The organism is Rhodopseudomonas pentothenatexigens (assembly GCF_900218015.1).
GTDB lineage: Bacteria > Pseudomonadota > Alphaproteobacteria > Rhizobiales > Xanthobacteraceae > Rhodopseudomonas > Rhodopseudomonas pentothenatexigens.
Window position 1 is genome coordinate 165,045 of record NZ_UFQQ01000003.1, and the last position, 25,869, is coordinate 190,913.

General features: G+C 65.8%; 23 protein-coding genes, 1 tRNA gene, 1 pseudogene and 1 riboswitch. Of the genes and pseudogenes, 14 read left to right on the forward strand and 11 right to left on the reverse strand.

The window, feature by feature from the left end; genetic code table 11:
* The first annotated feature begins 5 nt into the window (after window positions 1-5).
* Both phoU and phoB read left to right on the forward strand, forming a co-directional pair.
* On the forward strand, window positions 6-722 hold the full coding sequence (phoU, locus tag DWA33_RS03685) for a phosphate signaling complex protein PhoU (protein ID WP_114356740.1): 717 nt from the start codon (window positions 6-8) through the stop codon (window positions 720-722).
* A 78-nt stretch (window positions 723-800) separates the two neighbouring features.
* A complete protein-coding gene (gene phoB, locus DWA33_RS03690; RefSeq protein WP_114356836.1) occupies window positions 801-1,514 on the forward strand; it encodes a phosphate regulon transcriptional regulator PhoB in 714 nt (237 codons plus the stop codon).
* A gap of 568 nt (window positions 1,515-2,082) precedes the next feature.
* Here phoB and DWA33_RS03695 read toward each other — a convergent pair.
* Window positions 2,083-2,592 (reverse strand): GcrA family cell cycle regulator, encoded by a 510-nt coding sequence (locus DWA33_RS03695; RefSeq protein WP_114356741.1) that lies wholly within the window; start codon window positions 2,590-2,592, stop codon window positions 2,083-2,085.
* 477 nt (window positions 2,593-3,069) lie between these two features.
* Here DWA33_RS03695 and DWA33_RS03700 point away from each other — a divergent pair, with 477 nt between their 5' ends.
* From DWA33_RS03700 to DWA33_RS03710, 3 genes are all read left to right on the forward strand, one after another.
* Window positions 3,070-4,281, forward strand: a complete 1,212-nt coding sequence (locus tag DWA33_RS03700) for an aspartate aminotransferase family protein (RefSeq protein ID WP_114356742.1) — start codon at window positions 3,070-3,072, stop codon at window positions 4,279-4,281.
* Window positions 4,281-5,216 (forward strand): ornithine carbamoyltransferase, encoded by a 936-nt coding sequence (argF, locus tag DWA33_RS03705; RefSeq protein WP_114356743.1) that lies wholly within the window; start codon window positions 4,281-4,283, stop codon window positions 5,214-5,216. The genes DWA33_RS03700 and argF overlap by 1 nt, the downstream gene beginning before the upstream one ends.
* Window positions 5,217-5,525: 309 nt before the next feature.
* The gene (locus DWA33_RS03710; protein WP_114356744.1) at window positions 5,526-6,527 is read left to right on the forward strand and encodes an Hsp33 family molecular chaperone; all 1,002 of its coding nucleotides are present in this window, start codon (window positions 5,526-5,528) and stop codon (window positions 6,525-6,527) included.
* Window positions 6,528-6,616: 89 nt separating this feature from the next.
* Here the strand turns inward: DWA33_RS03710 and apaG are convergent, their stop codons facing one another.
* Complete coding sequence (apaG, locus tag DWA33_RS03715; protein ID WP_114356745.1) at window positions 6,617-7,009, reverse strand: Co2+/Mg2+ efflux protein ApaG; 393 nt, start codon at window positions 7,007-7,009, stop codon at window positions 6,617-6,619.
* A 231-nt stretch (window positions 7,010-7,240) separates the two neighbouring features.
* Between apaG and DWA33_RS03720 the strand changes: the two genes are divergently transcribed.
* From DWA33_RS03720 to DWA33_RS03730, 3 genes are read left to right on the forward strand one after another with little or no spacing between them, the layout of a single operon-like run.
* A complete protein-coding gene (locus tag DWA33_RS03720) occupies window positions 7,241-8,500 on the forward strand; it encodes an OpgC domain-containing protein (protein ID WP_114356746.1) in 1,260 nt (419 codons plus the stop codon).
* Window positions 8,497-9,276, forward strand: coding sequence for an SGNH/GDSL hydrolase family protein (locus DWA33_RS03725; protein ID WP_114356747.1), 780 nt, complete (start codon window positions 8,497-8,499; stop codon window positions 9,274-9,276). Before DWA33_RS03720 ends, DWA33_RS03725 begins: the two co-directional genes overlap by 4 nt.
* Window positions 9,276-10,244, forward strand: a complete 969-nt coding sequence (locus DWA33_RS03730; protein ID WP_114356748.1) for an SGNH/GDSL hydrolase family protein — start codon at window positions 9,276-9,278, stop codon at window positions 10,242-10,244. Before DWA33_RS03725 ends, DWA33_RS03730 begins: the two co-directional genes overlap by 1 nt.
* Window positions 10,245-10,794: 550 nt before the next feature.
* On the opposite strand, the gene DWA33_RS03735 is transcribed toward DWA33_RS03730, so the two are convergent.
* Window positions 10,795-12,006 (reverse strand): O-succinylhomoserine sulfhydrylase, encoded by a 1,212-nt coding sequence (locus DWA33_RS03735; RefSeq protein ID WP_114356749.1) that lies wholly within the window; start codon window positions 12,004-12,006, stop codon window positions 10,795-10,797.
* 74 nt (window positions 12,007-12,080) lie between these two features.
* Window positions 12,081-12,160: riboswitch (SAM riboswitch) on the reverse strand.
* A 109-nt stretch (window positions 12,161-12,269) separates the two neighbouring features.
* Here DWA33_RS03735 and DWA33_RS03740 point away from each other — a divergent pair.
* Complete coding sequence (locus DWA33_RS03740; RefSeq protein ID WP_114356837.1) at window positions 12,270-13,376, forward strand: 2'-deoxycytidine 5'-triphosphate deaminase; 1,107 nt, start codon at window positions 12,270-12,272, stop codon at window positions 13,374-13,376.
* Window positions 13,377-13,382: 6 nt separating this feature from the next.
* Here the strand turns inward: DWA33_RS03740 and DWA33_RS03745 are convergent, their stop codons facing one another.
* From DWA33_RS03745 to DWA33_RS03755, 3 genes are all read right to left on the reverse strand, one after another.
* Window positions 13,383-13,763 (reverse strand): HEPN domain-containing protein, encoded by a 381-nt coding sequence (locus DWA33_RS03745; RefSeq protein ID WP_283808598.1) that lies wholly within the window; start codon window positions 13,761-13,763, stop codon window positions 13,383-13,385.
* A gap of 28 nt (window positions 13,764-13,791) precedes the next feature.
* Entirely contained in the window at window positions 13,792-14,148 is a 357-nt protein-coding gene (locus DWA33_RS03750; RefSeq protein WP_114356751.1) for a nucleotidyltransferase domain-containing protein, read from the reverse strand.
* An 80-nt stretch (window positions 14,149-14,228) separates the two neighbouring features.
* Window positions 14,229-15,572, reverse strand: a complete 1,344-nt coding sequence (locus DWA33_RS03755) for a PQQ-dependent sugar dehydrogenase (RefSeq protein ID WP_114356752.1) — start codon at window positions 15,570-15,572, stop codon at window positions 14,229-14,231.
* Between the two features lie 144 nt (window positions 15,573-15,716).
* On the opposite strand from DWA33_RS03755, the gene DWA33_RS03760 reads away from it, so the two are divergent.
* Complete coding sequence (locus DWA33_RS03760; RefSeq protein ID WP_114356753.1) at window positions 15,717-16,766, forward strand: hypothetical protein; 1,050 nt, start codon at window positions 15,717-15,719, stop codon at window positions 16,764-16,766.
* A gap of 123 nt (window positions 16,767-16,889) precedes the next feature.
* Window positions 16,890-18,326, forward strand: coding sequence for an MATE family efflux transporter (locus DWA33_RS03765; RefSeq protein WP_114356754.1), 1,437 nt, complete (start codon window positions 16,890-16,892; stop codon window positions 18,324-18,326).
* On the opposite strand, the gene DWA33_RS03770 is transcribed toward DWA33_RS03765, so the two are convergent.
* On the reverse strand, window positions 18,323-18,901 hold the full coding sequence (locus DWA33_RS03770; protein ID WP_114356755.1) for a methylated-DNA--[protein]-cysteine S-methyltransferase: 579 nt from the start codon (window positions 18,899-18,901) through the stop codon (window positions 18,323-18,325). The two genes, DWA33_RS03765 and DWA33_RS03770, sit on opposite strands and share 4 nt — an antisense overlap.
* 142 nt (window positions 18,902-19,043) lie before the next feature.
* Window positions 19,044-19,117: transfer RNA gene (locus DWA33_RS03775), tRNA-Gly, on the reverse strand.
* 115 nt (window positions 19,118-19,232) lie between these two features.
* Here DWA33_RS03775 and DWA33_RS03780 point away from each other — a divergent pair.
* Both DWA33_RS03780 and DWA33_RS25085 read left to right on the forward strand, forming a co-directional pair.
* Window positions 19,233-20,222 carry a CAP domain-containing protein gene (locus DWA33_RS03780; protein WP_114356756.1) on the forward strand — a complete coding sequence of 330 codons (990 nt, stop codon included), beginning with the start codon at window positions 19,233-19,235 and terminating at the stop codon, window positions 20,220-20,222.
* Between the two features lie 136 nt (window positions 20,223-20,358).
* On the forward strand, window positions 20,359-20,511 hold the full coding sequence (locus DWA33_RS25085) for a hypothetical protein (protein WP_167443111.1): 153 nt from the start codon (window positions 20,359-20,361) through the stop codon (window positions 20,509-20,511).
* Between the two features lie 20 nt (window positions 20,512-20,531).
* Here DWA33_RS25085 and DWA33_RS03785 read toward each other — a convergent pair whose 3' ends face one another.
* Both DWA33_RS03785 and DWA33_RS03790 read right to left on the reverse strand, forming a co-directional pair.
* Complete coding sequence (locus DWA33_RS03785; RefSeq protein ID WP_114356838.1) at window positions 20,532-20,960, reverse strand: hypothetical protein; 429 nt, start codon at window positions 20,958-20,960, stop codon at window positions 20,532-20,534.
* 298 nt (window positions 20,961-21,258) lie between these two features.
* Complete coding sequence (locus tag DWA33_RS03790; RefSeq protein ID WP_114356757.1) at window positions 21,259-21,792, reverse strand: hypothetical protein; 534 nt, start codon at window positions 21,790-21,792, stop codon at window positions 21,259-21,261.
* A 512-nt stretch (window positions 21,793-22,304) separates the two neighbouring features.
* On the opposite strand from DWA33_RS03790, the gene DWA33_RS03795 reads away from it, so the two are divergent.
* Window positions 22,305-23,921, forward strand: a complete 1,617-nt coding sequence (locus DWA33_RS03795; protein WP_114356758.1) for an alpha-amylase family glycosyl hydrolase — start codon at window positions 22,305-22,307, stop codon at window positions 23,919-23,921.
* Between the two features lie 130 nt (window positions 23,922-24,051).
* On the opposite strand, the pseudogene DWA33_RS03800 reads toward DWA33_RS03795, so the two are convergent.
* A pseudogene (locus DWA33_RS03800) lies at window positions 24,052-25,736 on the reverse strand (alpha-amylase family protein).
* Window positions 25,737-25,869: the final 133 nt, after the last annotated feature.

The following is a 25,869-nucleotide window of genomic DNA, read 5'->3' on the forward strand; positions in this document are numbered from 1 at the left end:
CGGACATGGGATTCGAACACACCACCAAGGCGTTCGACGGCGACCTGCAGGAGCTGACCCGGCTCGTCGCCGAAATGGGCGGCCTGGCGGAACGTCAGATCGTCGACTCGGTCGACGCGCTGATCCGGCGCGACGTCGCGCTGGCCTCGCGGGTCGTCGCGGCCGACGCCGAGATCGACCAGATGCAGCGCGACATCGAAGAGCGCGCGGTGCTGACGATCGCCCGGCGTCAGCCGATGGCGGTCGACCTGCGCGAGATCGTCGGAGCGATGCGGGTCGCGACCGATCTGGAGCGGATCGGCGATCTGTCGAAGAACATCGCCAAGCGCGTCAACGCGATCGACAGCGACTTCCATCCGCTGAAGCTGATCCGCGGCCTGGAGCACATGACCGATCTGGTCCAGTCCCAGGTCAAGGCGGTGCTCGATGCCTATACGGCGCACGATCTGCCCGCCGCAATGGTGGTGTGGAACGGCGACGAGGAAGTCGATGCGATCTGCACCTCGCTGTTTCGCGAGCTCCTCACCTACATGATGGAAGATCCGCGGAACATCTCGTTCTGCATCCATCTGATGTTCTGCGCCAAGAACATCGAGCGGATCGGTGATCACGCCACCAATATCGCCGAAACGGTGTTCTACATGATCGAAGGTCAGCAGATCATGGACAAACGACCGAAGGGCGACATGACGACATTCGCAAACGCGACGCCGGGCAATTGATCCCAATTGATCCTGGCCGTCGGCGGCCGATGGTCGCCGCCGACGACGTAGCGTGAAGAGGCTGAGACGAGGACGATGATGGCTGCGCGCATTCTGGTGGTCGAGGACGAGGAAGCGCTGACGACGCTGCTGCGATACAATCTCGAATCCGAAGGCTACGAGGTCGAGACGGTAGCTCGCGGCGACGATGCCGACACCCGGATGAAAGAGCGGATTCCGGATCTGGTGGTGCTGGACTGGATGCTGCCGGGACTGTCGGGCATCGAACTGTGCCGCCGCCTGCGGGCGCGGCCGGAAACCAAGCAACTGCCGATTATTATGCTGACCGCGCGCGGCGAAGAGAGTGAACGCGTCCGCGGGCTGGCGACCGGAGCCGACGACTACATCGTCAAGCCGTTCTCGGTGCCGGAGCTTCTCGCTCGGGTGAAAGGTCTGCTGCGCCGCGCCGCGCCGGAGCGGCTCGCGACCGTGCTGTCCTACGGCGATCTCGAGCTCGACCGCGACAAGCGCCGGGTGGCACGCTCCGGCCGGCCGATCGATCTCGGCCCGACCGAGTATCGTCTGCTCGAGTTCTTCCTGGAGCATCCCGGCCGCGTCTTCAGCCGCGAGCAGCTGCTCGACGGCGTCTGGGGCCGCGACATCTACATCGACGAGCGCACCGTCGACGTGCACATCGGACGGTTGCGAAAGCTGCTGAACATCGGCCGCGAGCAGGACCCGATCCGAACCGTGCGCGGCGCAGGCTACGCACTCGACGACCGCTTCGCCAAGGCCGAAGGTAGCCCGTCGTAGTTGTTAGAGCAGTTCTGTTTTTGATAGAATCAGAGTTGATCGGCACCGCCTGCCACACGCACAACCTCATGGTGAGGAGGCGCGTAGCGCCGTCTCGAACCATGTGACGCAGGGAACGCGTTACCCCATCCTTCGAGACGCCCGGCTTCGCCGGGCTCCTCAGGATGAGGACTCAGTGCCTTCGGAAACGTCGGATCGTTTCAATCAAACGATGAGCCGCTCTAGCAGGATTGTGACGTTGGGTGGGCAACGCGAAGCGTGCCCACCCAAACACTCTTTTCAAATCACGATGACCGCGAGCGTGATTTTGTGTCGCGTGGGAACGACGCGGCGCGCCTTTGCCGACCCTGCCGCTTTTGCAATAGCTCAGCCGCGGCCTCAGCCCAACATGGCAGCGTCGTCCTCCGCGAAGGCGGAGGATCCAGTATTGCAGTGAGTGGATGGGAAGTAACGGACACTCTGGAATACTGGGTCGCCCGCTTTTGCGGGCGATGACAGTTTGGCAGGATGGCGCAGCCCTGCGCTGCGCGAGCGCGGCTTGCCGCAGCCTTGGGCTGGCGGCGTCAGTCTACCGCGTGGTCTTCGGCGTGGCGCGGCGGCGATCGCCGACCGGCTGATAGGCGATGCGCGAGTGATGCGCACAATACGGCAGGCCCGGCAACGACTTGCCGCCGCAGAAGAAGAACTCCGGGCTCGACGGATCGCCGACCGGCCAGTGGCAGGTCGCTTCGTTGAGTTCCAGCAGCGACAGCCGCTGGTTCATCGGAACGACGTTGTCGAACGCGACCGGATCCGGCTCCGCCTCGACCTCGAAGGCGTGGGCCAGCGCGGTATTGCCGCGCGCCACCGGGCGGCTCACCCTCATCATCTGCTGAACCGGGCGTGCCTTGCGCTGCCGCGGTGCGGCCGATGTCGGACTCTTCGCCCGACCCGACAGGCCGAGGCGATGGACCTTGCCGATCACGGCATTGCGGGTGACATTGCCCAGCTCAGCGGCAATTTGACTCGCCGACAGCCCGCCCTCCCACAATTTCTTCAACTGCTCGACGCGCTCGTCGGTCCAGGTCAGTGCCGTCATATTTCTATCCCTTCGTGCCGTGAGCGCCGAGACGAGGCGCGGAACCGCGGCTGTGAGGTCGTCAAAATCTCTGCTGGCAGAATCCCTTAGCGCTCGCCGGACGACCCCTGCCGCCCCGGCGTTACGCCTCATCCGAGAACTCGAAATGGATTACCAACCGCGCACGAGATGTCGTACCCGACAGGCAAAAGGCTACAATATGCCGTGACTCACGCGCAAGAGTCCGACCTGGTGCGTCCACACCTTCTCCGCCGAGTGAGTCCACGAAGCCACAACAATCAGCAGCGACGGCGCCGATCCGCGGCGCACTTTGGCCGAAGCTCCGTGTTGACAGTGAGTTCGGCGCTTCTAGAATAATCCCACGTGCCGCCTGGAAAGGCGGCACGTTTCGTTTCCGGGGTACGTTGTCCAGACTGCGTTCGTGCCTGCGCATGACGCAGCCGGGCGACGGCCCACATTTTCCCGATCGGATCGGCCATGTCTCAGAGCGCTTCTACGTCCCATCTCCTCCCGGTTTTCGCCAGAGCGGATGTCGCGTTCGAGCGCGGCGAGGGCGTCTGGCTGTATGGGACGGACGGCGAGCGCTATCTGGATTTCACCAGCGGTGTCGCCGTCAACGCGCTCGGTCATTGCCATCCGCGTCTGGTGGCGGCGCTGCAGCAGCAGGCGACCAGGCTGTGGCACATGTCCAACCTGTTCAAGAGCCCGGACGGCGAGCGGCTGGCGGCGCGGCTGTGCGAACAGAGCTTCGCCGACAAGGTGTTCTTCTGCAATTCGGGCGCCGAAGCGGTCGAGTGCGCGCTGAAGATGGCGCGTCACTATCACTTCTCCAAAGGCGCGCCCGAGCGCACCCGGGTGATTACTTTCGAAGGCGCGTTCCACGGCCGCACGCTCGGCACCCTCGCGGCCACCGGTTCGGCGAAGTACCTGGAAGGCTACGGTCAGCCGCTCGAAGGATTCGACCAGCTTCCGCTCGGCGATCTCGACGCGGTGAAGAAGGCGATCGGACCCACCACCGCTGCGATCCTGATCGAGCCGCTGCAGGGCGAGGGCGGTGTGCGGTCGCCGGAGCCGGCGTTCTTCCGGGCCTTGCGCGAGCTGTGCGACGCGCACGGCCTGCTGCTGATCTTCGATGAAGTGCAGACCGGCATGGGCCGTACCGGTGAGCTGTTCGCCTATCAGCGGCTCGGCGTCGCGCCGGACCTGATGTCGCTGGCGAAAGCGCTGGGCGGCGGCTTCCCGATCGGGGCCTGCCTGTCGACCGCCGAGGCCGCGACAGGCATGGCGCCGGGTGCGCACGGCTCGACCTTCGGCGGCAATCCGCTCGCCGTCGCGGTCGCCGGCGCGGTGCTCGACGTGATGTTGCAGCCGGGGTTCTTCGACGACGTGAAGAAGAAGTCGCTTCTGCTCAAGCAGAAGCTCGCCGGGGTGGTGGACCGGCATCCGCGCGTACTCAGCGAAGTCCGCGGCGAGGGATTGCTGCTCGGCCTCAAGGCGGTGGTGCCGTCGCCGGATCTGATCGCGGCGCTGCGGGCCGAGAAGCTGCTGACCGTCGGCGCAGGCGACAACGTGGTGCGGCTGCTGCCGCCGTTGATCGTCAGCGAGGCCGAACTCGACGAAGCGATCGGGCGACTGGAGCGCGCCTGCGTCACGCTTGCCGGGCATGCGGCGCAGCAGGAGGCGGTGTGATGAGCAGCGCCAGCAACACGCCGCGGCATTTCCTCGATCTCACCGAGCTGCCGACCTCGGAACTGCGCAACATGCTCGCCGCCGCCGTCGCCATGAAGGCGAAGCGCAAGGCGAACGCCGATGCCGACAAACCGCTCGCCGGCAAGACCTTGGCGATGATCTTCGACAAGCCGTCGACCCGCACCCGGGTGTCGTTCGACGTCGGGATGCGCCAGCTCGGCGGCGAGTCGATCATGCTGACCGGCGCCGAGATGCAGCTCGGCCGCGGCGAGACCATCGCCGACACCGCAAGGGTGCTGTCGCGCTTCGTCGACATCATCATGATCCGCATCCTCAACCACGAGGCGCTGCTGGAGCTCGCCGCCAATGCGACCGTGCCGGTGATCAACGGCCTGACCCGCAAGTCGCACCCGTGCCAGGTGATGGCCGATGTGATGACGTTCGAGGAGCATCGCGGGCCGATCAAGGGCCGCACCATCGCCTGGACCGGCGACGACAACAACGTGCTGGCGTCGTGGGCGCACGCAGCACATCAATTCGAGTTCAAGCTCAACGTCGCCACCCCGCCGCAGCTTGCTCCCGGCAAGGCGATGCGCGACTGGGTCAAGGCGAGCGGCGCGGCGATCACCATCGGCACCGACGCCGAGGAGGCGGTGCGCGGCGCCGACTGCGTCATCACCGACACCTGGGTGTCGATGGGCGACAAGGACGGCGAGCATCGCCACAACCTGCTCAAGCCCTATCAGGTCAACGCCAAGCTGATGTCGCTCGCCCACAAGGACGCGATCTTCATGCATTGCCTGCCGGCGCATCGCGGCGAAGAGGTCACCGACGAGGTGATCGACGGCCCGCAGTCGGTGGTGTTCGATGAGGCCGAAAACCGCCTGCACGCGCAGAAGGGCATCCTGGCCTGGTGCCTCGGCGCGGTGGCGTAGCTCGTTCTAGGCCCTGTTTGGCGAAGTGTGTGCGGTCTCCCTCCCCCTTGCGGGGAGGGTCGCAGAGGCGGCCTCTGGCCGCCGTTCTTCCGAGTGACGCCGATGCTCTGCATCGGCTATGGCGAAGCGGAGGCCGGGGTGGCGGTGCCGCGAGCACGGAGCTTGTGGCGCCCCCACCCGACCGGCCTGACGGCCGGCCACCCTCAAGGGGGAGGGAAACTAAAGCCTGCCCCGCGGCATCGCTGCCATTCATCCCCTTCCGCCCGTCAGCCCTTTCGATTTTCGCCCTTGGCCCCCAGATAAGCGCCCATGACCTCACAGAGCCCCGATCCTCGCATCACCGACCATCCCCCTGAGCGCGCGCCGTCGGCGGTGCCGATCGACGACAGCGTGCTGCCGTTCGAGGTCGGGCCGCTCGATCTGCGCGGCCGGCTGACCAAGCTCGGTCCTTCGCTCGACGAACTGCTCGCCAAGCACGACTATCCGGTGCCGGTCGCCAAGCTGCTCGGCGAAGCGATCGTGCTGGCGACGCTGCTCGGTTCGTCGCTGAAATTCGACGGCCGCTTCATCCTGCAGACCCAGACCGACGGCCCGGTGTCGTTCCTGATCGTCGATTTCCAGGCGCCCGACCGGCTGCGCGCCTATGCGCGCTACGACGAGTCCCGGCTGGAGCCCGGGCTGTCGTCCGGCGCCTTGCTGGGGAGCGGCCATCTGGCGATGACCATCGACCAGGGCCCCGACATGCGACGCTACCAAGGCCTGGTGGCGCTCGACGGCGGCGGACTGGAAGAGGCCGCGCACGAATACTTCCTGCGCTCGGAGCAGATCCCGACCCGCGTGCGGCTCGCGGTCGGCGAGGAATGGCGCGGCGGCGAGGGCGGCCGGCACCATTGGCGCGCCGGCGGCATGCTGCTGCAATTCCTGCCCAAGAGCCCAGAGCGCGCGCGGCAGGCCGACCTGCATCCGGGCGACGCGCCGGAGGGCACGGTCACCCATACGGTCGAGGAAGATGACGCCTGGGTCGAAGGCCAGTCGCTGATCGCCACCGTCGAGGACATCGAACTGATCGACCCGGACCTGTCCGGCGAGCGGCTGCTGTACCGGCTGTTCCACGAGCGCGGCGTGCGGGTGTTTTCGTCGCTGCCGATGAAGGCGGAATGCTCGTGCTCGCGCGCGGCCGTCGCCGGCATGCTGTCCCGGTTCGCTCCCGCCGACCGCGCCGACATGGTCAAGGACGGCAAGGTCGTGGTGACCTGCGAGTTCTGCAGCTCGGTCTACGAATTCACGCCGGAAGAGGCGGGGGTGGAGTGATCGCAGGATGGGTTGAGCCGAAGGCGAAGCGCTTCCTCCTCACAGCCATTCGGGTTTCGCTGCGCTCAACCCGGGCTACGGGCTTATGATTAGTTCAACGTCCGTTTCCCCTCCGGACTGTCCAGCGAAAACGGTGGAACGTCAATTTCGAAGGTCTCACCCGCCTCGGTTTCCATCTGGTAGCGACCGGCCATGAAGCCGGAGGCGGTCGGGAGCGGGACGCCGCTGGTGTATTCGAAGCGCTCGCCCGGGGCGAGCACCGGCTGTTCCCCGACCACGCCCTCGCCGCGGACCTCCTGGGTGCGGCCGGACGCGTCGGTGATCACCCAATGCCGGGTACGGAGCTGGACGGTTTCCTCGCCGGAATTGGTGATCACCACGGTGTAAGACCAGAAATACTGGCGGTTCTCCGCCGAGGAGCGCTCGGGTAGATAGTTCGGCTCGACGGTCACTTCGATGCGGCGGGTGACAGCGCGGTACATGGCTCGACTTCCAGCTCTTGGCCCGAATATAGCGAAAAAGCCCGTCAAAACCAGTCGTTCGGAATGATTTTCAGATTGCGGGGAGCAAAGCCTCCGCGGTTTGAACATAGTTCCCCGGTAGCGAGCCGGCGTCCCAGCGTCGCGGAAAATTGCGCGATGCCGTACCCTTCGCTGCCGACCGCGCGGCTGCTATAGCAGTGACACGCGCGCCACGCATCGCAACGGAGCCGCATGACTCCTCCCGCCACCATCGTCGCCGAGCCGGTCACCGGCGCCCCACCCGCGGGCGGACCGCCGCTGGAGCCGGCTGCGCCTCCGCGGTCGGTCACTCCCCCGCCGCGCAAGGCGGGGCCGAAGCGGGAATTGCGGCTCGATCTGTTCCGGGGACTGGCGCTGTGGCTGATCTTCATCGATCACCTGCCGGCGAGCGTGCTGACCTGGTTCACGCTGCGGAATTACGGCTTCTCCGACGCCACCGAGATCTTCATCTTCATTTCCGGCTACACCGCCGCTTTCGTGTACGGCAAGGCGATGACCGAGCTCGGTGTCGTCGTGGCGTCGGCGCGGATCATGAAGCGGGTCTGGCAGATCTACGTCGCGCACGTGTTCCTGTTCACGATCTTTCTGGCGGAGATCTCCTACGTCGCCACCAGCTTCCAGAACCCGCTGTACACCGAGGAAATGGGCATCCTCGACTTTCTGAAGCAGCCCGACGTCACCATCGTGCAGGCGCTGCTGCTGCGGTTCCGCCCCGTCAACATGGACGTGCTGCCGCTGTACATCGTGCTGATGTTCTTCCTGCCGCCGATCCTGTGGCTGATGCGGCGCTGGCCGGACACCACGCTGGCGCTGGCGACCCTGCTCTACGCGGCGACCTGGCAGTTCGACCTGCATTTGACCGCTTATCCGAGCGGGGTATGGGTTTTTAATCCGTATGCGTGGCAGCTGTTGTTCGTGTTCGGGGCGTGGTGCGCGATGGGCGGGGCGGAGCGGCTGTCGCGGGTGCTCTCCTCGAAAGTAACCATGTGGCTGGCAGCGGCCTACCTGCTGGCTGCGTTTTATGTCACGCTGACCTGGTACACCCCGCAATTGTTCCACACCCTGCCGAAATGGCTCGAGCAGTGGATGTATCCGATCGACAAGCCCAACCTCGACGTGCTGCGGTTCGCCCACTTCCTGGCGCTGGCGGCGCTGACGGTGCGGTTCATCCCGCGCGACTGGCCGGCGCTCAACTCGCGCTGGCTGCGGCCGCTGATCCTGTGCGGCCAGCACTCGCTGGAGATCTTCTGCATCGGTATTTTCCTCGCATTCGCGGGCTATTTCGTCCTGGCCGAGGTGTCCGGGGGCGCGTTGATGCATTTCGCCGTCAGCGTGACAGGTATCTTGATCATGTCTGCCGCCGCCTGGCTGTTCTCGTGGTACAAGAATGTGGCGAGCAAAGCCGGGTCGCGGCCACCGCCGGATGCCGATCTCGCGGGGGGCGATGCATGAAGGCCGTGGTGATGGCCGGCTTGGTTTGGACATTGGCGGCGGCGTGGTTCGCCGCCACCGGCTGGTGGTCGCCGGCAGCCGCCGCGGTGGAGGGCCAGGGCTGCGTCCCGCCGGCCTATATGCTGACCTCCGAGGCCAAGCTGAAAGGCGTCGCAGCGGCGCTGAAGACCACCCGTAAGCTCGACATCCTGGTGGTCGGCAGCCGCTCCTCCACCATCCTGTCGGCCGAAAACAGCGCCTATCCCGGCCGTTTGCAGACGCTGCTGCGGGACCGGCTGCCTGGCGTTGCCGTCAACGTGGCGGTCGAGATGCGACCGAAACGCACCGCCGCCGACATTGCCACCGGGCTCGCAGCTCTGGTCACCGAGCGCAAGCCGGTGCTGGTGATCTGGCAGACCGGGACCTTCGACGCGATCCGCTCGATCGACCCGGACGAGTTCCGCACCGCGCTCGGCCAGGGCATCGATGCCGTCAAACAGGCCGGCGCTGACATCGTATTGATGAATTTGCAGTATAGCCCACGCACCGAGACCATGATCAATCCGGCGCCGTATCTCGATGCGATGCGTGTGGTCGCACAGGAACACGACGTTCCGCTGTTCGACCGCTTCGCCTTGATGCGGCACTGGAACGAGACCGGCGAGTTCGATCTGTTCAGTCCCGCGCCAGGAATCGACCTGGCGTTGCGGGTGCACAACTGCTTGGCACGGGCGCTGATGGCGTTCGTGATGGAGGCGGCGCAGGTCGATCCGGCGGAGGTGAGGACCCAGCGTTAATGAGAGTATCCGACCGCATCCAATCGGCCGCCGCCGCGGCGTTCCTGGCGTCGGCATTGGTTCAGTTTTCCTGTTCGGCCGGCATGGCCCAGACCGCCCCCGAGCCGGCCGCTCGTGCTGCCCCGCTGGCGGCGCCCGGCGAGGGCGAACTCGACGTCGCCACCTTCGAGCGCAAGAAGAGCGTCGCCGGCGCCGCGCTCGACAAGATCAAGGGCGTTGCCAGACAGGCCGGCGACATCCTGGCCCGGGTGCCCTGCCTGCCGCCGAAGGGCGGCGCCAAATCGATCGGCGCGCTGCCGCGGGTGGCGCGCAAGCTGGCCGATCGCAGGCCGGTGGTGATCGTGGCGTTCGGCTCGTCGTCGACGCAGGGCTACGGCTCGAGCTCGCCTGCGTTCAACTATCCCAACCGGCTGGCGACGCAGCTGCGTCGCCACTATCCGAACTCGGACATCACGGTGATCAACAGCGGCAAGGGCGGCGAGGACGCGCCCGAGATGATGCTGCGGCTGAAGACCACGGTGCTCGACGCCAAGCCGGATCTGGTGATCTGGCAGGTCGGCACCAATGCGATCCTGCGCGATCTCGATCCCGCCGACACCGGCAAGCTGGTCGACGACGGCATCAAGGCGATCCAGTCCGCCGGCGCCGACATCGTGCTGGTCGATCCGCAATATGCGCCGCGGGTCAACGAACGCGGCGAGCACGCCGGCAAGATGATCAGGGCGCTCGGCCGGCTCGCCGAACTGCGCCGCGTCGGCATCTTCCCGCGGTTCGAAGTGATGAAGGAATGGCACGAGCAGCAGTCGATGCCGTTCGACAAATTCGTCATCGCCGACGGCTTGCACATGAACGATTGGGGCTACGCCTGCTTCGCTCAACTGCTCGGCGACGGCATCATCCGCTCGGTCGATCAGGTCCGGCTCGGCACCGCAGTTCCTGGCGACGTCACGGCGTTCCGGCCGATGTAGCGAATGCGGCAATGACCAAGGTCTTGGCGCGCATAACTTCGTCAAGCTCACGTAGCCGCTGGTTACGACGTAACTGAACAGTCACCGGCGAGGCTGGGCGTCGCCCGATGCTTTCGTGCTAGAGCACTTCTGTTTTTCATCGAATCAGAGCTGATCCGCACCGCCTGCCACACGCACAGCCTCATGGTGAGGAGGCGCGTAGCGCCGTCTCGAACCATGTGACGCAGGCAACGCGTTGCCCCATCCTTCGAGACGCCCGGCTTCGCCTGGCTCCTCAGGATGAGGACTCAGTGCCTTCGGAAGGGTCGGATCGTTTCAATCAAACGATGAACCGCTCTAAGACTGCACAGTTCGATTACTTACAATCGGCACGACCTCATGGTGAGGAGGCGCGAAGCGCCGTCTCGAACCATGCGCCGTAAGCGATGCGGCTCCTCATCCTTCGAGACGCCCGGCTTTGCCGGGCTCCTCAGGATGAGGGTGCAGTGCATGTGGAGCGGCGAAGTCCGCTTCGATCAATCGATAAACCGCTCCAAGGACGGAGGCTCGCTCACACCCTGTCGAGCGCCGCAACCAGATCCTCGATCAGGTCGTCCTTGTGCTCCAGCCCGGCCGACAGCCGGATGAAGCCGTCGGTGATGCCGAGCTCGGCTCGCGCCTCCGGCTTCAGCCGCTGATGCGTCGTCGTCGCCGGGTGGGTGACGAGGCTCTTGGCGTCGCCGAGATTGTTGCTGATCTTCACCAGGTTCAAGGCGTTGAGGAAGCGGAACGCCTCGGCCTTGCCGCCTTTCACCTCGAAGCCGACCAGCGTCGAGCCGGCGCCCATCTGCTTCTTCACCGTCTCGGCCTGCGGGTGGTCGGCGCGGCCCGGATACACCAGCCGCGGCACCTTCGGATGCTCGGCCAGCGCATCGGCGATCGCCGCGGCGTTGCTGGTCTGCTTCTCGACGCGGATCGCGAGCGTCTCCAGGCCCTTCAGCAGCACCCAGGCATTGAACGGCGACAGCGACGGTCCGGTCTGACGCAGATAGGTCTGAATGTGCTCCTCGATGAAGGCCTGAGACGACAGCACCACGCCGCCGAGGCAGCGGCCCTGGCCATCGATGTGCTTGGTGGCGGAATACACCACGACGTCGGCGCCGAGCTGCAGCGGGCTTTGCCAGATCGGGGTCGCGAACACGTTGTCGACCACGAGGCGCGCGCCGCCCGCATGGGCAATTTGCGCGATCGCGCCGATGTCGAGCACGTCGAGCGTCGGATTGGTCGGGCTTTCCAGGAAGCAGGTCCGGGTGTTCGGCCGCATCGCGCGCTGCCACTGGCCGAGATCGAGACCGTCGACCAGCGTCGACTCGATGCCGTAGCGCGGCAGCAGATCCTCGACGATGTAGCGACACGAGCCGAACATCGCTTTCGACGCGACGACATGGTCGCCGGCGCGTAGCGGCGCCAGGATCGCTGCGGTGACGGCGGCCATGCCGGTGGCGGTGGCGCGCGCCGCTTCGGCGCCCTCGAACTCCGCCATCCGCTGTTCGAAGCTGAACACGGTGGGGTTGGAGAACCGCGAATATTGGAAGCCGGCGTCGTCGCCGGTGAAGCGCGCCTCGCACTGTTCGGCGCTGTCGTAGACGAAGCCCTGGGTCAGGAACAACGCTTCGGAGGTCTCGCCGAATTGCGAGCGCAAGCTGCCGGAATGCACCAGGCGGGTCTCGCGGCGGAAATGAGAGGTGGCAGGGACGGGAATGGTCGGTTTGGTCTCGGACATGTGGTCTCCAGCGCGCCCACATCGGGCGATGCGGGCACAAAAAAACCGGCCTGGGGATCAACCCTCGGGCCGGGACCACAACGTCCCCGGCCTGTTTAGCGACTTGTTTAACGTGGCTGCAAGCCGGCCGGCTCAAATCACCACGGGATAAGTCGGGCTCTTAATCCTCCGTACTCTTCCCGTCAAGCCGGGCTTCGGCTAGCGGTGAGCGCTCGTATCTGAGTTTCCCGGAGGGCATGGCTGCGCTCCGAAGGACCGACATCGTGCCGTTCACCCTGCCGCCCGACGCCGACGGAATTCTGCCCGACCGCATGATCGCGGCGATGACGGAATCGGGCCTGATCCTGCCGGAATATCCGTTCGTCGAAAGCCAGATCCAGCCGGCCAGCCTCGATCTGCGGCTCGGGCCGATCGCCTACCGGGTGCGCGCCAGCTTCCTGCCGGGGCCGGACTGCACCGTGGCGGAGCGGATCGACGAGCTCAAGCTGCACGAGATCGACCTGTCGGACGGCGCGGTGCTGGAGACCAACTGCGTCTACATCGTGCCGCTGCTCGAGAGCCTGGCGCTGCCGCGCCACATCGTGGCGGCCGCCAATCCGAAAAGCTCGACCGGCCGGCTCGACGTGTTCACCCGGGTGATCGCCGACGGCACCCGCCGCTTCGACATGATCGGCGCCGGCTATCACGGCCCGCTCTATGCCGAGATCAGCCCGAAGACCTTCCCGGTGCTGCTGCGCGAAGGCTCCCGGCTCTCTCAAGTTCGCTTCCGCGTCGGCCAGGCCACGCTGGAGCAGGACGAGCTCGATGCGCTGCACGACGCCGAGCGGCTGGTCGATGCCGACGATGCCGATCTCACCGGCGGCGTCGCGCTCAGTGTCGATCTGTCGGGCGAGAACTCCGACGGCTTCGTCGGCTATCGCGCCAAGCGCCACACCGGCGTGGTCGATATCGATCGCCGCGGCGGCTATGCGGTCGGCGAGTTCTGGGAGCCGATCGCGGCCCGCCCCGACGGCACGCTGATCCTCGATCCCGGCGAGTTCTACATTCTGGCCTCGAAGGAGGCGGTCCAGGTGCCGCCGGACTACGCCGCCGAGATGGTGCCGTTCGATCCTTTGGTCGGCGAATTCCGCGTGCATTACGCCGGCTTTTTCGATCCCGGCTTCGGCTACGAAGGCGCCGGCGGCTCGGGCGCCCGTGCGGTGCTGGAAGTGCGCTCGCGCGAAGTGCCGTTCATTCTCGAGCACGGCCAGATCGTCGGCCGCCTGATCTACGAAAAGATGCTGTCGCGCCCCGACGCGCTCTACGGCCAGCGCATCGGCTCCAACTACCAGGCCCAGGGCCTGAAGCTGAGCAAGCATTTCAAGGCGTGAGTTCGATCACGACTGCTGACGGCCGAGGTCTCCACGCACGAGGGCGATGGCCGTTTCGGTCTGCTCCAGCTTTGCCGCTATCTCTTCCGCCGTCAGGTGCGCTTCCGTGGCAGGGTCATCGGAAGGATAGCGAAAAGCGGTCGCCCAGGGTGTGATCGACGACAGCTCTTCGAACAGCGGCCTCGCCCTGTCACCGGTCGGTACCAGATTGGTCAATGCAACGAGATCGTGCCCTCGGCCGCCGTGCCGCGGAAAAGCGATGCGAAGAGCAATCAGCCGTGCCTTGATCGCCTTCTCGGCGGCTTGTTGAGCCAGATAGGCCGCTTGCGGCAATGAAGCTGGAGGAGTGAGCAAGCGGCGTGCCGCAATCACGTCACTCGTAGCCAAATCGAGCCAGAGCCCGGATCGCTCGAGCTCATGGCGCCAATGAAAGCGCGGCTTTGTCGAAGACGACGCGGCCGTCTCGCTCGATCTGATGGCTGATGCTGCCGGGATCGGCCCGCGCCGCTTCGAAGCGGCTCCGACGCAGCGGCACGATTTGGATCGGAATGCCCGGATCCGAAACCTGCTGCCACAGAGAGATGGGCGTGAACGCTCCCGGCGCGACGTCGTCGCTCAGGATCACGCACAGGTCGTAATCACTATCGGGCGTGTGGTCTCCGCGAGCTCGGCTTCCGAACAGGATGATCGTCTCGACCGGCCCGATCATGGCCAGCCGGTTGACGGCCTCGCGCAAGCGAAGCGGTTCGTCGATGTCGAAAGCGACGCTCATCCTCGACTTATAGCACGAACGCCCCAAGAATCAGCACCAGCGATCCAGTTGCCGCAATGCTGCGCGCGGGCGAGGAACGTTCAACGGGATGCAGACTGGTCACCCGCCGGTGTCACCCGCCAGATCGTGTTGCCGACGTCGTCGGCGACCAGCAGGGCGCCGCGGTTGTCCAGGGCGACGCCGACCGGGCGACCCTGCGCCTGTTCGTCGGCGTTGAGGAAGCCTGTGAGGATGTCACGCGGTGGGCCGGACGGTTTGCCGCCTTCGAACGGCACGAAGATCACCTTGTAGCCGGAGCGCGGCTTTCTGTTCCACGAGCCGTGCTGGCCGACGAACGCGCCGCCTTTCATCTGGTCCGAAAACAGGTCGCTGGTGTTGAAGGCGAGCCCGAGCGAGGCGGTGTGGTTGCCCAGCGCGTAGTCCGGCACGATCGCTTTTTCCACCAGTTCCGGCCGCTGCGGCTGCACGCGCTCGTCGACGTGCTGGCCGTAATAGCTGTACGGCCAGCCGTAGAATCCGCCGTCCTTCACCGACGTCATGTAGTCGGGCACGAGGTCGCTGCCGATCTCGTCGCGCTCGTTGACGACCACCCACAATTCGCCGGTCTCGGGATGAAACGCCGGGCCGTTGGGGTTGCGCAGGCCGGACGCGAACAGCCGGGTCGCGCCGCTCTGCCGGTCGACTTCGATCACGGCGGCGCGGTTTTCCTCGACCGCCATGCCGTGTTCGGCGGCGTTGCTGTTGGAGCCGGAGGTCGCGTACAGCTTGCTGCCATCGGGGCTGGCGACCAGATCCTTGGTCCAATGATGATTGAGCGGGCCGGCCGGAAGGTCTGCGACCTTTTCGCCCGCAGCGGTAATCCGGGTATCACCGGGATTGTAGGGGAAGCGCATGATCCCGTCGGTATTGGCGACGTAGAACTCGTTGCCGACCAGGGCCATGCCGAACGGCGAATTGAGCCCTTCGAGGAAGGTGTTGCGCACCTCGGCGACGCCGTCGCCGTCGGCATCGCGCAGCAGGGTGATGCGGTTGGCGCTCGGCGTGCGGGCGCCGGCCTGCCCCATCACGTACTCGGCGATCCGGCGTTTCAGGCCCTTGCCCTCTTCGGGGCGCTCCGGCGCGTTGGTCTCGGCCACCAGCACGTCCCCGTTCGGCAGCACATGAATCGTCCGTGGGTGATCGAGTCCTTTTGCGAACGCCGTCACCGCCAATCCTTCCGCGGGCTTGGGTTTGGCGCCTTCCGGCCAACCGACCGCCTTGGCGATGTTGACCGTGGGCAGCAGCGTGTTCGCCGGCTCCGGCAGCTTCGGCGAGGCGCCGTAGTCTTCGCCCTTCGCGAGATTAGACTGATCGCCGCAGGCCGCGAGCGGCAGCACCAGGACGAGGCAGAGGGCGAGCCGGCTGGTCGGAAGCGATCGGCGCATCGACTATTCTCCGTTGGAGGAACTCAACAATGGCAATGTCGGAAGCGGGGTTGTGTTCAATTCCCAGCCGTGAAAATCAGTGAGACCGCTGGTCGCAGCCGCTCGCGGCGAAACCAAAAAGACCACGAAAAAGGGAGAGAGCTGATGGGAGGAACGCTCGAAGCGGCGGAGGCGTCGCCATTGCGCGCTTGGCGCGGCGTCGCCGATTTGTATCATTCGATGTTCACTGGCCTGATCCTCACGCTGGTCAGCCGGCGCGGCACGGCGGATGCTGCCGAGTTCGTGTTCCGGGTGTTTCGCCGTCAGCAGCAGGAGCGCTTCGTCGCCGGCCTCGCCAAGCTCGGACTCGATCATCTGCCGCCGGCGGTGGCGGCGGCGCAGTATCACTATCTGTCGAACTGGATCGGCGGCGTGCACGTCGAATACATCTACGAGACCGATCGCAAGGCGTGGATCCGCTATCCGCCGCCGCGCTGGATCTGGCGAGGCACCGCGATCTGCGGCGTCCCTGGCGAGGTGTCGAAAGCGATGCTGCGCGGCTGGCACGCCAATAACGGCGTCGCACTCGGCAATCTCCGGCTCGGCTTCGTCTGTACCAAGCAGAGCGTCGACGGTCAGGACGGATTGGAAGGCTATTACTACGAGGCCGACGACGTCCTTGAGCCGGATCAGCGGTTGCAATTCGCCCGCCACCTCGAAGCGCCGCTGTTCGATCCGGCGGCAGCGCCGGCGCTGCCGGTCGAGAGCTGGCCGAAGTCGCGACTGGAGAAGGCCCACCGCAACTACGCGATGGAATATGTCCGGACGGCGGCTCCGGTCGCGGTGCAGCTGTTCGGCCCGCTCGACGGCGGCTATCTACTGCATCTCACCGGAAAATTGATCGGGATGCAATGTTACGACGATCTGGCGCCGGCGCTCGGTACGACCGGCCGCGACGCTGCCGGCTTCGCCGCCCTGCTGCAGGCGCTGCTCGCCGCGCAGGGCGACGATGGCGAATTGTACGACATCGGCGGCGGTTACGAAGTCCGACAGTCCGGGTGGAGGCTGATGGGCGATGTGGCCGATGCTCACCCGGCGTGCGTTCGCGTGCTCGCGGGGCTGATCGAGGGGCTCGCGGCCGGCTGTGGCCGGCGTATCTCCGTCAGCCTCGCCAGCGGTCCCCCGGCTGCGCCGCTGCTATGGACGGTGCGCTGACCGCCCGCGTTTCGCGCTCCGACCTGCCTGCGGGCGGCCATGCGCGGCGTGGGCATCGCGCCCACCCGGAACGGTGATAGGAAGGCTGATGCCCGGCTCGAGTTCGGGCGCCGGGGGAAACGCATGTCCGATATCGCCGTGGCGGAACTGCCACCGGTTGCGCAAGGCGCACCGGCTCCGCCCGCGCCGACACCTCCACCTCCGAGGAATCCGCTGCTCGACGATGCCATCCTGCGCACGCTGCTGCGGCTGTCCTGGCCGAACGTGGTGGCGCTGACCGCCGGGACCTGCGTGGCCGTTGCCGAGACCTCCTATATCGGCCTGCTCGGCACCGAGGCGCTCGCCGCGATGGCGCTGGTGTTTCCGTTCGTAATCCTGACCATGACGATGTCCGGCGGCGCGATGGGGGGCGGCGTCGCCTCGGCGATCGCGCGGGCGCTCGGCTCCGGCGACGACGACCGCGCCGCCGCGCTGGCGATGCACGCGCTGCTGATCGGGCTGTGCTTCGGGCTGGTGTTCACGGTCGGAATGCTGGCATTCGGCGAGCGGGCGCTGGCGCTGCTCGGCGGCCGCGGTGCGGTGCTGACTCAGGCGGTCGGCTACACCCACATTTTCTTCGCCGGAGCGGTGGTGCCGTGGCTGATGAACACCTTCGCGGCGATCCTGCGCGGCACCGGCAACATGAAGCTGCCGTCGCTGATGATCCTCAGCGCGGCGCTGCTGCAGATCGTGCTCGGCGGCGTGCTCGGCCTCGGCTTCGGGCCCGTTCCGCGGTTCGGCATGCCCGGCGTCGCCGCCGGCACGCTGACGGCGTTCTCGATCGGCGCTTCGGTGATGGCCTGGGTGATCTTTTCGGGCCGCGCCGGCGTGAAGCCGCGATTTGCGGGGTTGCGGATCGAGCGCGCAATGTTCTTCGACATTCTCAAGGTGGGCGCGGTGTCGTGCTTCTCGCCGCTGCAGTCGGTGCTGACCATCACGATCTTCACCCACATGCTGGCGCATTTCGGCACCGCAGTGCTGGCCGGCTACGGTATCGGCGGCCGGCTCGAGTTCATGCTCACCTCGATCGCGTTCGCAGTCGGGATCGCCTCGGTGCCGATGATCGGCATGGCGATCGGTGCCGGGCGTGTGAAACGGGCCCGGCAGATCGCCTGGATTGCCGGCCTGGTGTCGTTCCTGTTCGTCGGCGTGGTTGGTACCGGGATCGCGGTTTTTCCCCATCTCTGGGTCGATCTGTTCACCGACGATCCCGCGGTGCGGCTCGCCGGCGAGCAATATCTGCGCGCGGCCGGTCCGATGTACGCGTTCATCGGGCTTGCGATCTCGATGTATTTCTCGGCGCAGGGTGCGGCGAGGGTGCTCGGTCCGGTGCTGGCGCAGACCGGACGGCTGCTGTTCGTCGGGATCGGCGGCTGGCTGCTGATCAAGCACCACGGCAGCGTCGGCAGCTTCTATCTGCTTGCCGCCGGATCGATGGTGGTGCTGGGCGTCACCTCGGCACTGAGCGTTCTGCTGACACGATGGGGCCCCAAGCCGCCGGTCGCACCGATCATCGTCTAACGGTCGGCTTGCCGCGGCGCGAACGGCAGCAGCACGTCGAACAGGGTCGGACCGCTGGTCGCCAAGGCGCCTTCGAGCGACAGCAGACGCCGCCGGGTGATCGCGCCGCCATTGGCGCAGATGCCGCTGGTGTCACCGGCGGCAGCCAGGACGCGGTGGCACGGCACGATCAGGGCGAACGGATTGCGCCGGATCGCCTGGCCGACGGCATGTGCCGCGCCCGAGGAACGGAGCTGTTTGGCAATGTCGGCGAAGGTCGCCGTCTCGCCGCGGGGAATTGCCCGGACGGCATCGTAGACCCGGCAGTCGAATGCCGGGATGCCGCCGAGATCGAGCGCGACCTCTGAAAAATCCCAAGGCTCTCCGGACAGGGTCGCGGCGATTCCGTCGATGACCGGCTCGACCCAGGCTGCGGGCCTGTTTTCCCGGGCGTCCGGACACAGCCGCAGCAGCCTGCGGCGGGTGTCGATCTCGCGGCTTTCAGCGAGCTGCACGGCCAGCACGCCGTCGCGGTCCCATGCGATTCCGCATCGGCCCAGCATGGTGTCGAAGATGGTGTAGGCAGCCCCCGCCATAGGCGAACTATAGCAAGCCGCTCGCAACGCGCATCCGGAAAGTTAACCGATCGTTAACGACAGGGCAGTGCGGTTCTTGCTGCAGCGCAACGCGCCCGGCTCTCGATGAGGTCGATCCGGGGTGGCGTTGATCTAAATGGAGTGGAGCGGGCGAAGGGAATCGAACCCTCGTATGCAGCTTGGGAAGCTGCCGTTCTACCATTGAACTACGCCCGCGCCGGGCCGGAGGAATCCGCCGGACAGCTCCTGATCTAGCCGAGACTGCCCGTTCCGCCAAGGGCTATCGGCGTCTTCCCAGGAACCAGTCATTCCTGGACGGATTGGTCTGGCGATGTTCGATGCAGTCCGCATCCATATGGCTGGAATCCGGCGCGCGGCCGGGCGCGGTCGCCTGGCGGTCGCCATGGTTGCGGCGGCGCTGGTGGCAGTGCCGGCCGCGGCCCAAACCCCGAACGATCTCGACCAGCTCCGGCAGCGCGCGCTCGAACTGGTCAATGCCGCCCGCCAGCAGCATGGACTGTCGCCGCTGCGGCTCGGCGACACGTTGAACGAGGCGGCGCAACGTCACGCCGACGACATGTTCAAACGCAACTACTACGCGCACGCCTCGCCCGAGGGGAACGATGTCCAGGACCGCTACATCGCCGCCGGCGGCAGCCGCTGGCGGCTGGTGGCGGAGAACATCGCTCGCTGCGCCGGTTGCCGGCCGCCGGCGACCACCGGCACCGTCGAGCAGCTTCAGCAGGGCTGGATGAACAGTCCGCATCATCGCGAGAACATCTTGCGCGAGGGGCTGGATCGTTTCGGCTACGGCCTGGTGCACGACCGCGAGCAGGGCCTGTACGGCGTCCAGACCTTCGCCGGCCCCGGCACGCCGCGCGGCTCGGCTCCGGACGAAACGCCGGAAGTGCTGGCCGAGGACGAGGTGTTGCCGCGCATGGCCGAACTGATCAACAGCGCGCGCAAGGCGAAAGGCGCGCCGCCGCTGCAGCCGAGCAGCGCACTGAGCGAAGCGGCCGTAGCCATGATGCCGCCGAAGAGCTCCGACGGCATCGACCTGACAGGCGGCGATGCGTTTGAAAACGTGCCGGCGGATCAGCGGCGCAGCTTCCGCTCGATCGGCGTCATCGCAGGAGCCTGCGGCGGGTGCGGCCGCGAACCGACGGTCGCGGACCTGCGGGCGTTCCGGCGGCAGTGGCTGGACAATCCACAGTATCAGCAGCGCCTGCTCGATCCGGATCGCACCGATCTGGGCTTCGCCCTGCAGGTCGACGGCCGCGGCCGCAAGGTCGCCTTGGCAGTGCTCGGCACGCGGCGCTGAATTCTCCGCTGCATCCGGCCACCTTGCGCCCGGCGCAATCCTGGTAGCACGCCGCCGCCGCGGTTGATCGGCGTCAACGCGCGCCTGCCGGATCGGCGCGAAGCTGTCTCGCTGCTTCATGCAGGGGGATACGATCATGACGAGCACCATGATGACCTTCGACATCCTGCTGTTGGCTATGGCCGCGGCGTCGACGGTGCTGATCCTGTTCGGCGTAGTCATCGCGAGCGGTCATCAGGGCGCGCATCAGCACGCCAAGGCCAATCTGATCCCGCGCCATCACGACTGAGCGCGCCGATCGACTTCGAATCAGGGTCTGCCAGCGGCGGCGTTCAGGTCGCGCTTGATCGTCTCGAGCAGTGACGCCAGCACGTCGTACTGATCGGCCTTGCGGGACGGCTCATGAGGTGGCTCGACCGCAGTTGAATCGAGCGGCGCTGGCCGCGACGCTGGTGGCGCGGTGAGGTTCGTCGGCGAGGCGAGCCCCGCGCCGACCAGGGCCGAAGCCGGTGCTGGTGTGGTCGGTGCCATCAGGGATGGCGGGCGACGCGTGCGGGGTAGCGGGGGAACTGGCGCTGGTTGCGACCGGGGCGACGGTTCGATAGCCGTCAACATTGCGGTGCCTTCGGAGCTGATGAAATCGCCGTACAGCACGTCGTCGTGCCGGCCCACCCACCACAGCGCCGTCCAGTAGATCGCTGCCAGTCCGATCACGGCGATCAGGCTGAGTTCGAGCATCATCCGCTCCCGAATTCAGCAAAGCACGCGACCTCAGCAGAGTACGCGACCCGAGAGGGGCTTGCCGGCACGGCGACGCCGTTCACGTGGCGCGCGCTCGTGATCCGCAATCTGCCAAGAATATCCGACCCCGCGGACACCAACCGCATCGCGACCTCCGGAATTCATCGATTGATTCCGGAAGCATCCTGCACCTTCAAGCCATTTCGGCGTACCGCCAGCGATTGTTGCAACGCAAAAGAGCGCCGGCAGAACCGGCGCTCTCGACGCGATCAACGTGGTGCAAAAGGAAAGTGACTCAGCGACCGGCCAGCACCGGCAGGCCGAGCATCGACGAGAACGGCGCCGGATTGTTGATCAACTGGGCCGAGGCCTTCTGATTGGCGGCCAGCGAGGACCAGGCATCCTGGTTCTTGGTCAGCGCCGACCACGGCTTCTGGCTGGCGGCCAGCGACGACCAAGGCTTCTGCGAGGCCGACAGCAGCGGGCCGAACATCGAGGACAGGAAGAAGTTCGGGCTGGTCAGCTCGGGGAAGATCCCGCCCAGGGTGGTGCGGGAGTCGGTCAGCCGCGGCGCGCCGGTCAGGCGGGTGGACGAATCCGTCAGCGAGGCGCTGCCGCCATGGCGGCTGGAAACGTCCCGGATCGCGCCGTGGCGGTTGAGGATGGCGTCGGCCTGACCGCCCTTGCCGAACGGCGGGTCGACCGTCACCACGGTACCGTCCTTGTCACTGGAGACAATCGCGGCGTTGCTAAACGAAGCCGCCTTCAACTCCGCGACAGCCGCCTGCGCCTTGGCGACGTCCTGATACACTTTGAAGATCTGCGTCATTACTACCTTCCTCTAGAGTGATGCGTTGGTTGGAATTTCAGTCTTTGACCGACAATTCGTTGGCAACCCACCCAGTTCCCAACTTGGCATAGTTTCGCGACGCGGCAAGCCTTGCAAACACTCGGCTACCGGCGGCATCGCGCCGCAGCAGAACCTGCTTGCTTGCAGTAAACAATCACTTGCGATCAAGTCGGTTCGACCATCTCCAGACGCGTCGACAATTCACGAATTCGTTGATCGGTAGTCTGGTATAGTTTTCGTCGAGTCGACGCCCTGTCGACGAACCTGTCACCGCCGCGATTCCTGCCGGGCCGGATCTTGCCGGCTGTCTCCGACAGTCGAATGACTCTGAAGCCACAGGCGCCGCCGGAGCCCTGGTTGAAGATTACCCCGGCGGCCATCGGTTCACGGCGCTGACGCACGACTGTGCAACCACGGCGGTTCGGATGCGGTGACGCTCGGAACAAAGCCGCGCCCTACCGCGTCAGAGACCGACATGGGGAGACAGGTGAATGGAAACTGTTGCGAGCGCGTCGTGGTGGGCGGCGGGGGTGCTGTATCAGATCTATCCGCGTTCGTTTCAGGACAGCAACAGCGACGGCATCGGCGATCTGCGCGGCATCATCGATCGGCTCGGCTATCTGTCCGATCTCGGCGTCGATGCGATCTGGCTGTCGCCGATCTTTCCGTCGCCGATGGCCGACTTCGGCTACGACGTCGCCGATTATGTCGGCATCGATCCGATCTTCGGCACCATGGACGATTTCGACGCGCTGGTGCTCACCGCGCACGCCCGCGGGCTCAAGGTCATCCTCGATCTGGTGCCGAACCATTCGTCCGACCAGCATCCTTGGTTCATCGAGAGCCGGTCGTCTCGCGACAATCCGAAGCGTGATTGGTACATCTGGCGCGATCCGGCGCCGGACGGAGGGCCGCCGACCAATTGGCTGTCCGAGTTCGGCGGCAGCGGCTGGGAATACGACGACGCCACCGGCCAATATTATTATCATGCCTTTCTGAAGCAGCAGCCCGACCTCAACTGGCGCAATCCGCAAGTGCGGGATGCGATCTACCAGGCGATGCGGTTCTGGCTGCGCAAGGGCGTCGACGGCTTCCGGGTCGATGTCATCTGGCATCTGATCAAGGACGATCAGTTCCGCGACAACCCGCCTAATCCGGACTTCCGCCCCGGCATGCCGCCGCATGCCGCGCTGATCCCGATCTACTCCGCCGATCGGCCGGAGACGCTGGATGTCGTGGCCGAACTGCGCAGCGTGATCGAGGAGTTCGATCATCGCCTCCTGATCGGCGAGATCTATCTGCCGATCGAACGGCTGGTGGCGTATTACGGCGCCGAGCTGAACGGCGCACAACTGCCGTTCAATTTCGCGCTGTTGTCGGCCCAGTGGCACGCCCGCGACATCGCGGCGCTGATCGATCGCTACGAGCAGGCGCTGCCCTCCGGCGCCTGGCCGAATTGGGTGCTGGGCAATCACGATCGGCCGCGGGTGGCGAGCCGGGTCGGACCGGCGCAGGCGCGTGTCGCCGCGATGCTGCTGCTGACGCTGCGCGGCACTCCGACGATGTATTACGGCGACGAGCTCGGCATGGAGCAGGTCGAGATCGCGCCGGAGGATGTGCAGGATCCGTTCGAAAAGAACGTGCCGGGCATCGGCGTCGGCCGCGACGGCTGCCGCACCCCGATGCAGTGGGACGCCTCGGCCAACGCCGGGTTCTCCGACGCCCGGCCGTGGCTGCCGTTGGCGCCGGACGCCGCGCAGGACAGTGTCGCCAATCTGCGGGCGGATGCGCAGTCCATCCTCAACCTGTATCGCGCGCTGCTGCGGCTGCGACGGCGACTGCCGCAGCTTTCGCTCGGCGACTATCAGCCGCTCGCCGCGGAAGGTGATCTGTTGCTGTATCGCCGGCACTATCAAGGGCAGTCGGTGCTCATCGCCCTCAATCTCGGTCCCGATCCGATCTCGGTCGCCTCAGATGCGATCGGGCTGGATGGCGAGGTGCTGCTTTCCACCATGCTCGACCGCTCCGGCGAACGCATCGGCGCCACGCTCGATCTGCGCGGCGACGAAGGCATCGTCGTCGGCCGCGCACCGGAAGAAGTGGTGTAGCCGGCTGAGCTGCGCCTAGCCTCGTCCAATAGCACTTCGTCATTGCGAGCCAAGCAATCCAGCTCAGTACATTGAGCTGGATTGCTTCGTCGGCTTAGCCTCCTCGCAATGCAGAAAGCCTCCTTTTGGCTCAGGCCTTTGAACGTCCGCCGCCATCGACTTCGGTCCGGCGCAGCAGATAGTCCAGGCCGCCGACCCGGAACCAGCGATAGCCATAGCCTTCGATCAGCAGCTTATGCCGGCCGCGCTCCGCATGGCTGTGATTGTGGCCGAGCAGGTCGATCAAGGTGTCGCCGGCGCCGTCCGGCAATCCGACCGCGAACGACACTTCGCGTGGCTGCTCGTCGAGATTATGCACGAACAACACCGAATTGTTGCGCCAGTCGTAACGCAGGATCAGCACCGCGGGATCGCGCACAGCGATCACCTTGAAGTCGCCCCAGCCGATTTCCGGCACTTCCTTGCGCATCCGGATGATGCGTTCGGTCCAGTTCAGCATCGAGTCCGGATCGCGGCGCTGCTGGGCGACGTTGACGTGCTCGAAGCCATAGGCGCCGTGTCGATCACCGGGACCTCCGGCTTGTCGCTCGTGGTAAAGCCGCCGTGCGGCTCGGTCGACCATTGCATCGGCGTGCGGGCGCAGCGCCGCTCCGGCAGCGACAGGTCGTCGCCCATCGCGATCTCGTCGCCATAGCGGACCACCGGAGTGCCCGGCAGCGTCATCATCAGGCTGTAGGCGAGTTCGAGTCGCCGCTGATCGCCGCCGAGCATCGGTGCCAGCCGCCGCCGGATGCCGCGATCGTACAGCTGCATGGTTTTGTCGGGGCCGAACTTTTCGAACACCGTCTGGCGCTGAGCCTTGGTCAGCCGGCCGAGATCGAGCTCGTCGTGGTTGCGCAGGAACAGGCCCCATTGCGCGGTCGCAGGTCGTGATTTGGTGTCGACCAGCGCCCTGGCCAGCGGACCGGTGTCGGCGGCGGCGAGAGCGTAGAACAGATGCTGGTTCACATGGAAGTTGAACATCATCTGCATGCGTTCGCCGTCGTCGCCGAAATAGTGCAGATCGTCTTCGGGCCGGACGTTGGCCTCCGCCAGGATGATCGAGTCGCCTTTGCGCCATTGCAGGAATTCACGGAAGGTGCGCAGCATGTCGAACTGCTCGACCGGCTTTTTGACCTTCGGGCCCTTGGTGGCGATCACGAACGGCACCGCGTCCATCCGGAAGCCGGAGACGCCGAGCTGGATCCAGAACCCCATGATCTTCAGGATCTCTTCCTGCACATAGGGATTGGCGGTGTTGAGATCGGGCTGGAATTCGTAGAAACGGTGGAAGTACCAAGCCATTGCCTGCTTGTCGTGAGTCCAGGTGCTTTTCTGCACGCCCGGAAACACCATGCCCTGGTCGGCATGGGCGGGCTTCCTGTCCGACCACACGTACCAGTCGCGATACGGCGAGTCCGGATCGGCGCGCGCCTGCTTGAACCAGGGGTGCTGGTCGGAGGTGTGATTGACCACGAGGTCGATGATCACCCGCATGCCGCGCTGCTTGCAGCCATGGGTGAATTCGACGAAGTCGCCGAGCGTGCCGTAGCGCGGATCGACGCCGTAATAGTCGGAGATATCGTAGCCGTCGTCGCGATAGGGCGAGGGTTGAAACGGCATCAGCCAGATCGCCGTGACCCCGAGACCGTTCAGATAATCCAGCCGCCGGGTCAGGCCCCTGAAGTCTCCGATGCCGTCGCCGTTGGCGTCCATATACGACGCGACCGACAGGCAATAGATCACCCCGTTCTTGTACCAAAGGTCGTCGATCATCGGCGCTCGGCAGCTTGAGGGAGAGAGTCGATGGCGTCAATGCGAGCAGCGAAAGCGGCGAAGCAATCCAGGCGGCTCCGTGCATAGAGCTTTTGGATTGCCTGCTCCACTGGCAACGACGCGGGTACCTGAC

Excerpts from the sequence above, each read along its gene's own strand:
- DWA33_RS03725 (WP_114356747.1), top strand. The coding sequence starts at position 8,497 with ATGAAGGCCGTGGTGATGGCCGGCTTGGTTTGGACATTGGCGGCGGCG.
- DWA33_RS03760 (WP_114356753.1), top strand. The coding sequence starts at position 15,717 with ATGGGAGGAACGCTCGAAGCGGCGGAGGCGTCGCCATTGCGCGCTTGG.
- phoU (WP_114356740.1), top strand. The coding sequence starts at position 6 with ATGGGATTCGAACACACCACCAAGGCGTTCGACGGCGACCTGCAGGAG.
- DWA33_RS03770 (WP_114356755.1), bottom strand. The coding sequence starts at position 18,901 with ATGGCGGGGGCTGCCTACACCATCTTCGACACCATGCTGGGCCGATGC.
- DWA33_RS03780 (WP_114356756.1), top strand. The coding sequence starts at position 19,233 with ATGTTCGATGCAGTCCGCATCCATATGGCTGGAATCCGGCGCGCGGCC.
- DWA33_RS03695 (WP_114356741.1), bottom strand. The coding sequence starts at position 2,592 with ATGACGGCACTGACCTGGACCGACGAGCGCGTCGAGCAGTTGAAGAAA.
- DWA33_RS03735 (WP_114356749.1), bottom strand. The coding sequence starts at position 12,006 with ATGTCCGAGACCAAACCGACCATTCCCGTCCCTGCCACCTCTCATTTC.
- DWA33_RS03765 (WP_114356754.1), top strand. The coding sequence starts at position 16,890 with ATGTCCGATATCGCCGTGGCGGAACTGCCACCGGTTGCGCAAGGCGCA.
- DWA33_RS03710 (WP_114356744.1), top strand. The coding sequence starts at position 5,526 with ATGACCTCACAGAGCCCCGATCCTCGCATCACCGACCATCCCCCTGAG.
- DWA33_RS03720 (WP_114356746.1), top strand. The coding sequence starts at position 7,241 with ATGACTCCTCCCGCCACCATCGTCGCCGAGCCGGTCACCGGCGCCCCA.
- DWA33_RS03700 (WP_114356742.1), top strand. The coding sequence starts at position 3,070 with ATGTCTCAGAGCGCTTCTACGTCCCATCTCCTCCCGGTTTTCGCCAGA.
- DWA33_RS03750 (WP_114356751.1), bottom strand. The coding sequence starts at position 14,148 with ATGAGCGTCGCTTTCGACATCGACGAACCGCTTCGCTTGCGCGAGGCC.
- DWA33_RS03785 (WP_114356838.1), bottom strand. The coding sequence starts at position 20,960 with ATGCTCGAACTCAGCCTGATCGCCGTGATCGGACTGGCAGCGATCTAC.
- DWA33_RS03755 (WP_114356752.1), bottom strand. The coding sequence starts at position 15,572 with ATGCGCCGATCGCTTCCGACCAGCCGGCTCGCCCTCTGCCTCGTCCTG.
- DWA33_RS03795 (WP_114356758.1), top strand. The coding sequence starts at position 22,305 with ATGGAAACTGTTGCGAGCGCGTCGTGGTGGGCGGCGGGGGTGCTGTAT.
- DWA33_RS25085 (WP_167443111.1), top strand. The coding sequence starts at position 20,359 with ATGACGAGCACCATGATGACCTTCGACATCCTGCTGTTGGCTATGGCC.
- phoB (WP_114356836.1), top strand. The coding sequence starts at position 801 with ATGGCTGCGCGCATTCTGGTGGTCGAGGACGAGGAAGCGCTGACGACG.
- DWA33_RS03730 (WP_114356748.1), top strand. The coding sequence starts at position 9,276 with ATGAGAGTATCCGACCGCATCCAATCGGCCGCCGCCGCGGCGTTCCTG.
- apaG (WP_114356745.1), bottom strand. The coding sequence starts at position 7,009 with ATGTACCGCGCTGTCACCCGCCGCATCGAAGTGACCGTCGAGCCGAAC.
- DWA33_RS03790 (WP_114356757.1), bottom strand. The coding sequence starts at position 21,792 with ATGACGCAGATCTTCAAAGTGTATCAGGACGTCGCCAAGGCGCAGGCG.
- argF (WP_114356743.1), top strand. The coding sequence starts at position 4,281 with ATGAGCAGCGCCAGCAACACGCCGCGGCATTTCCTCGATCTCACCGAG.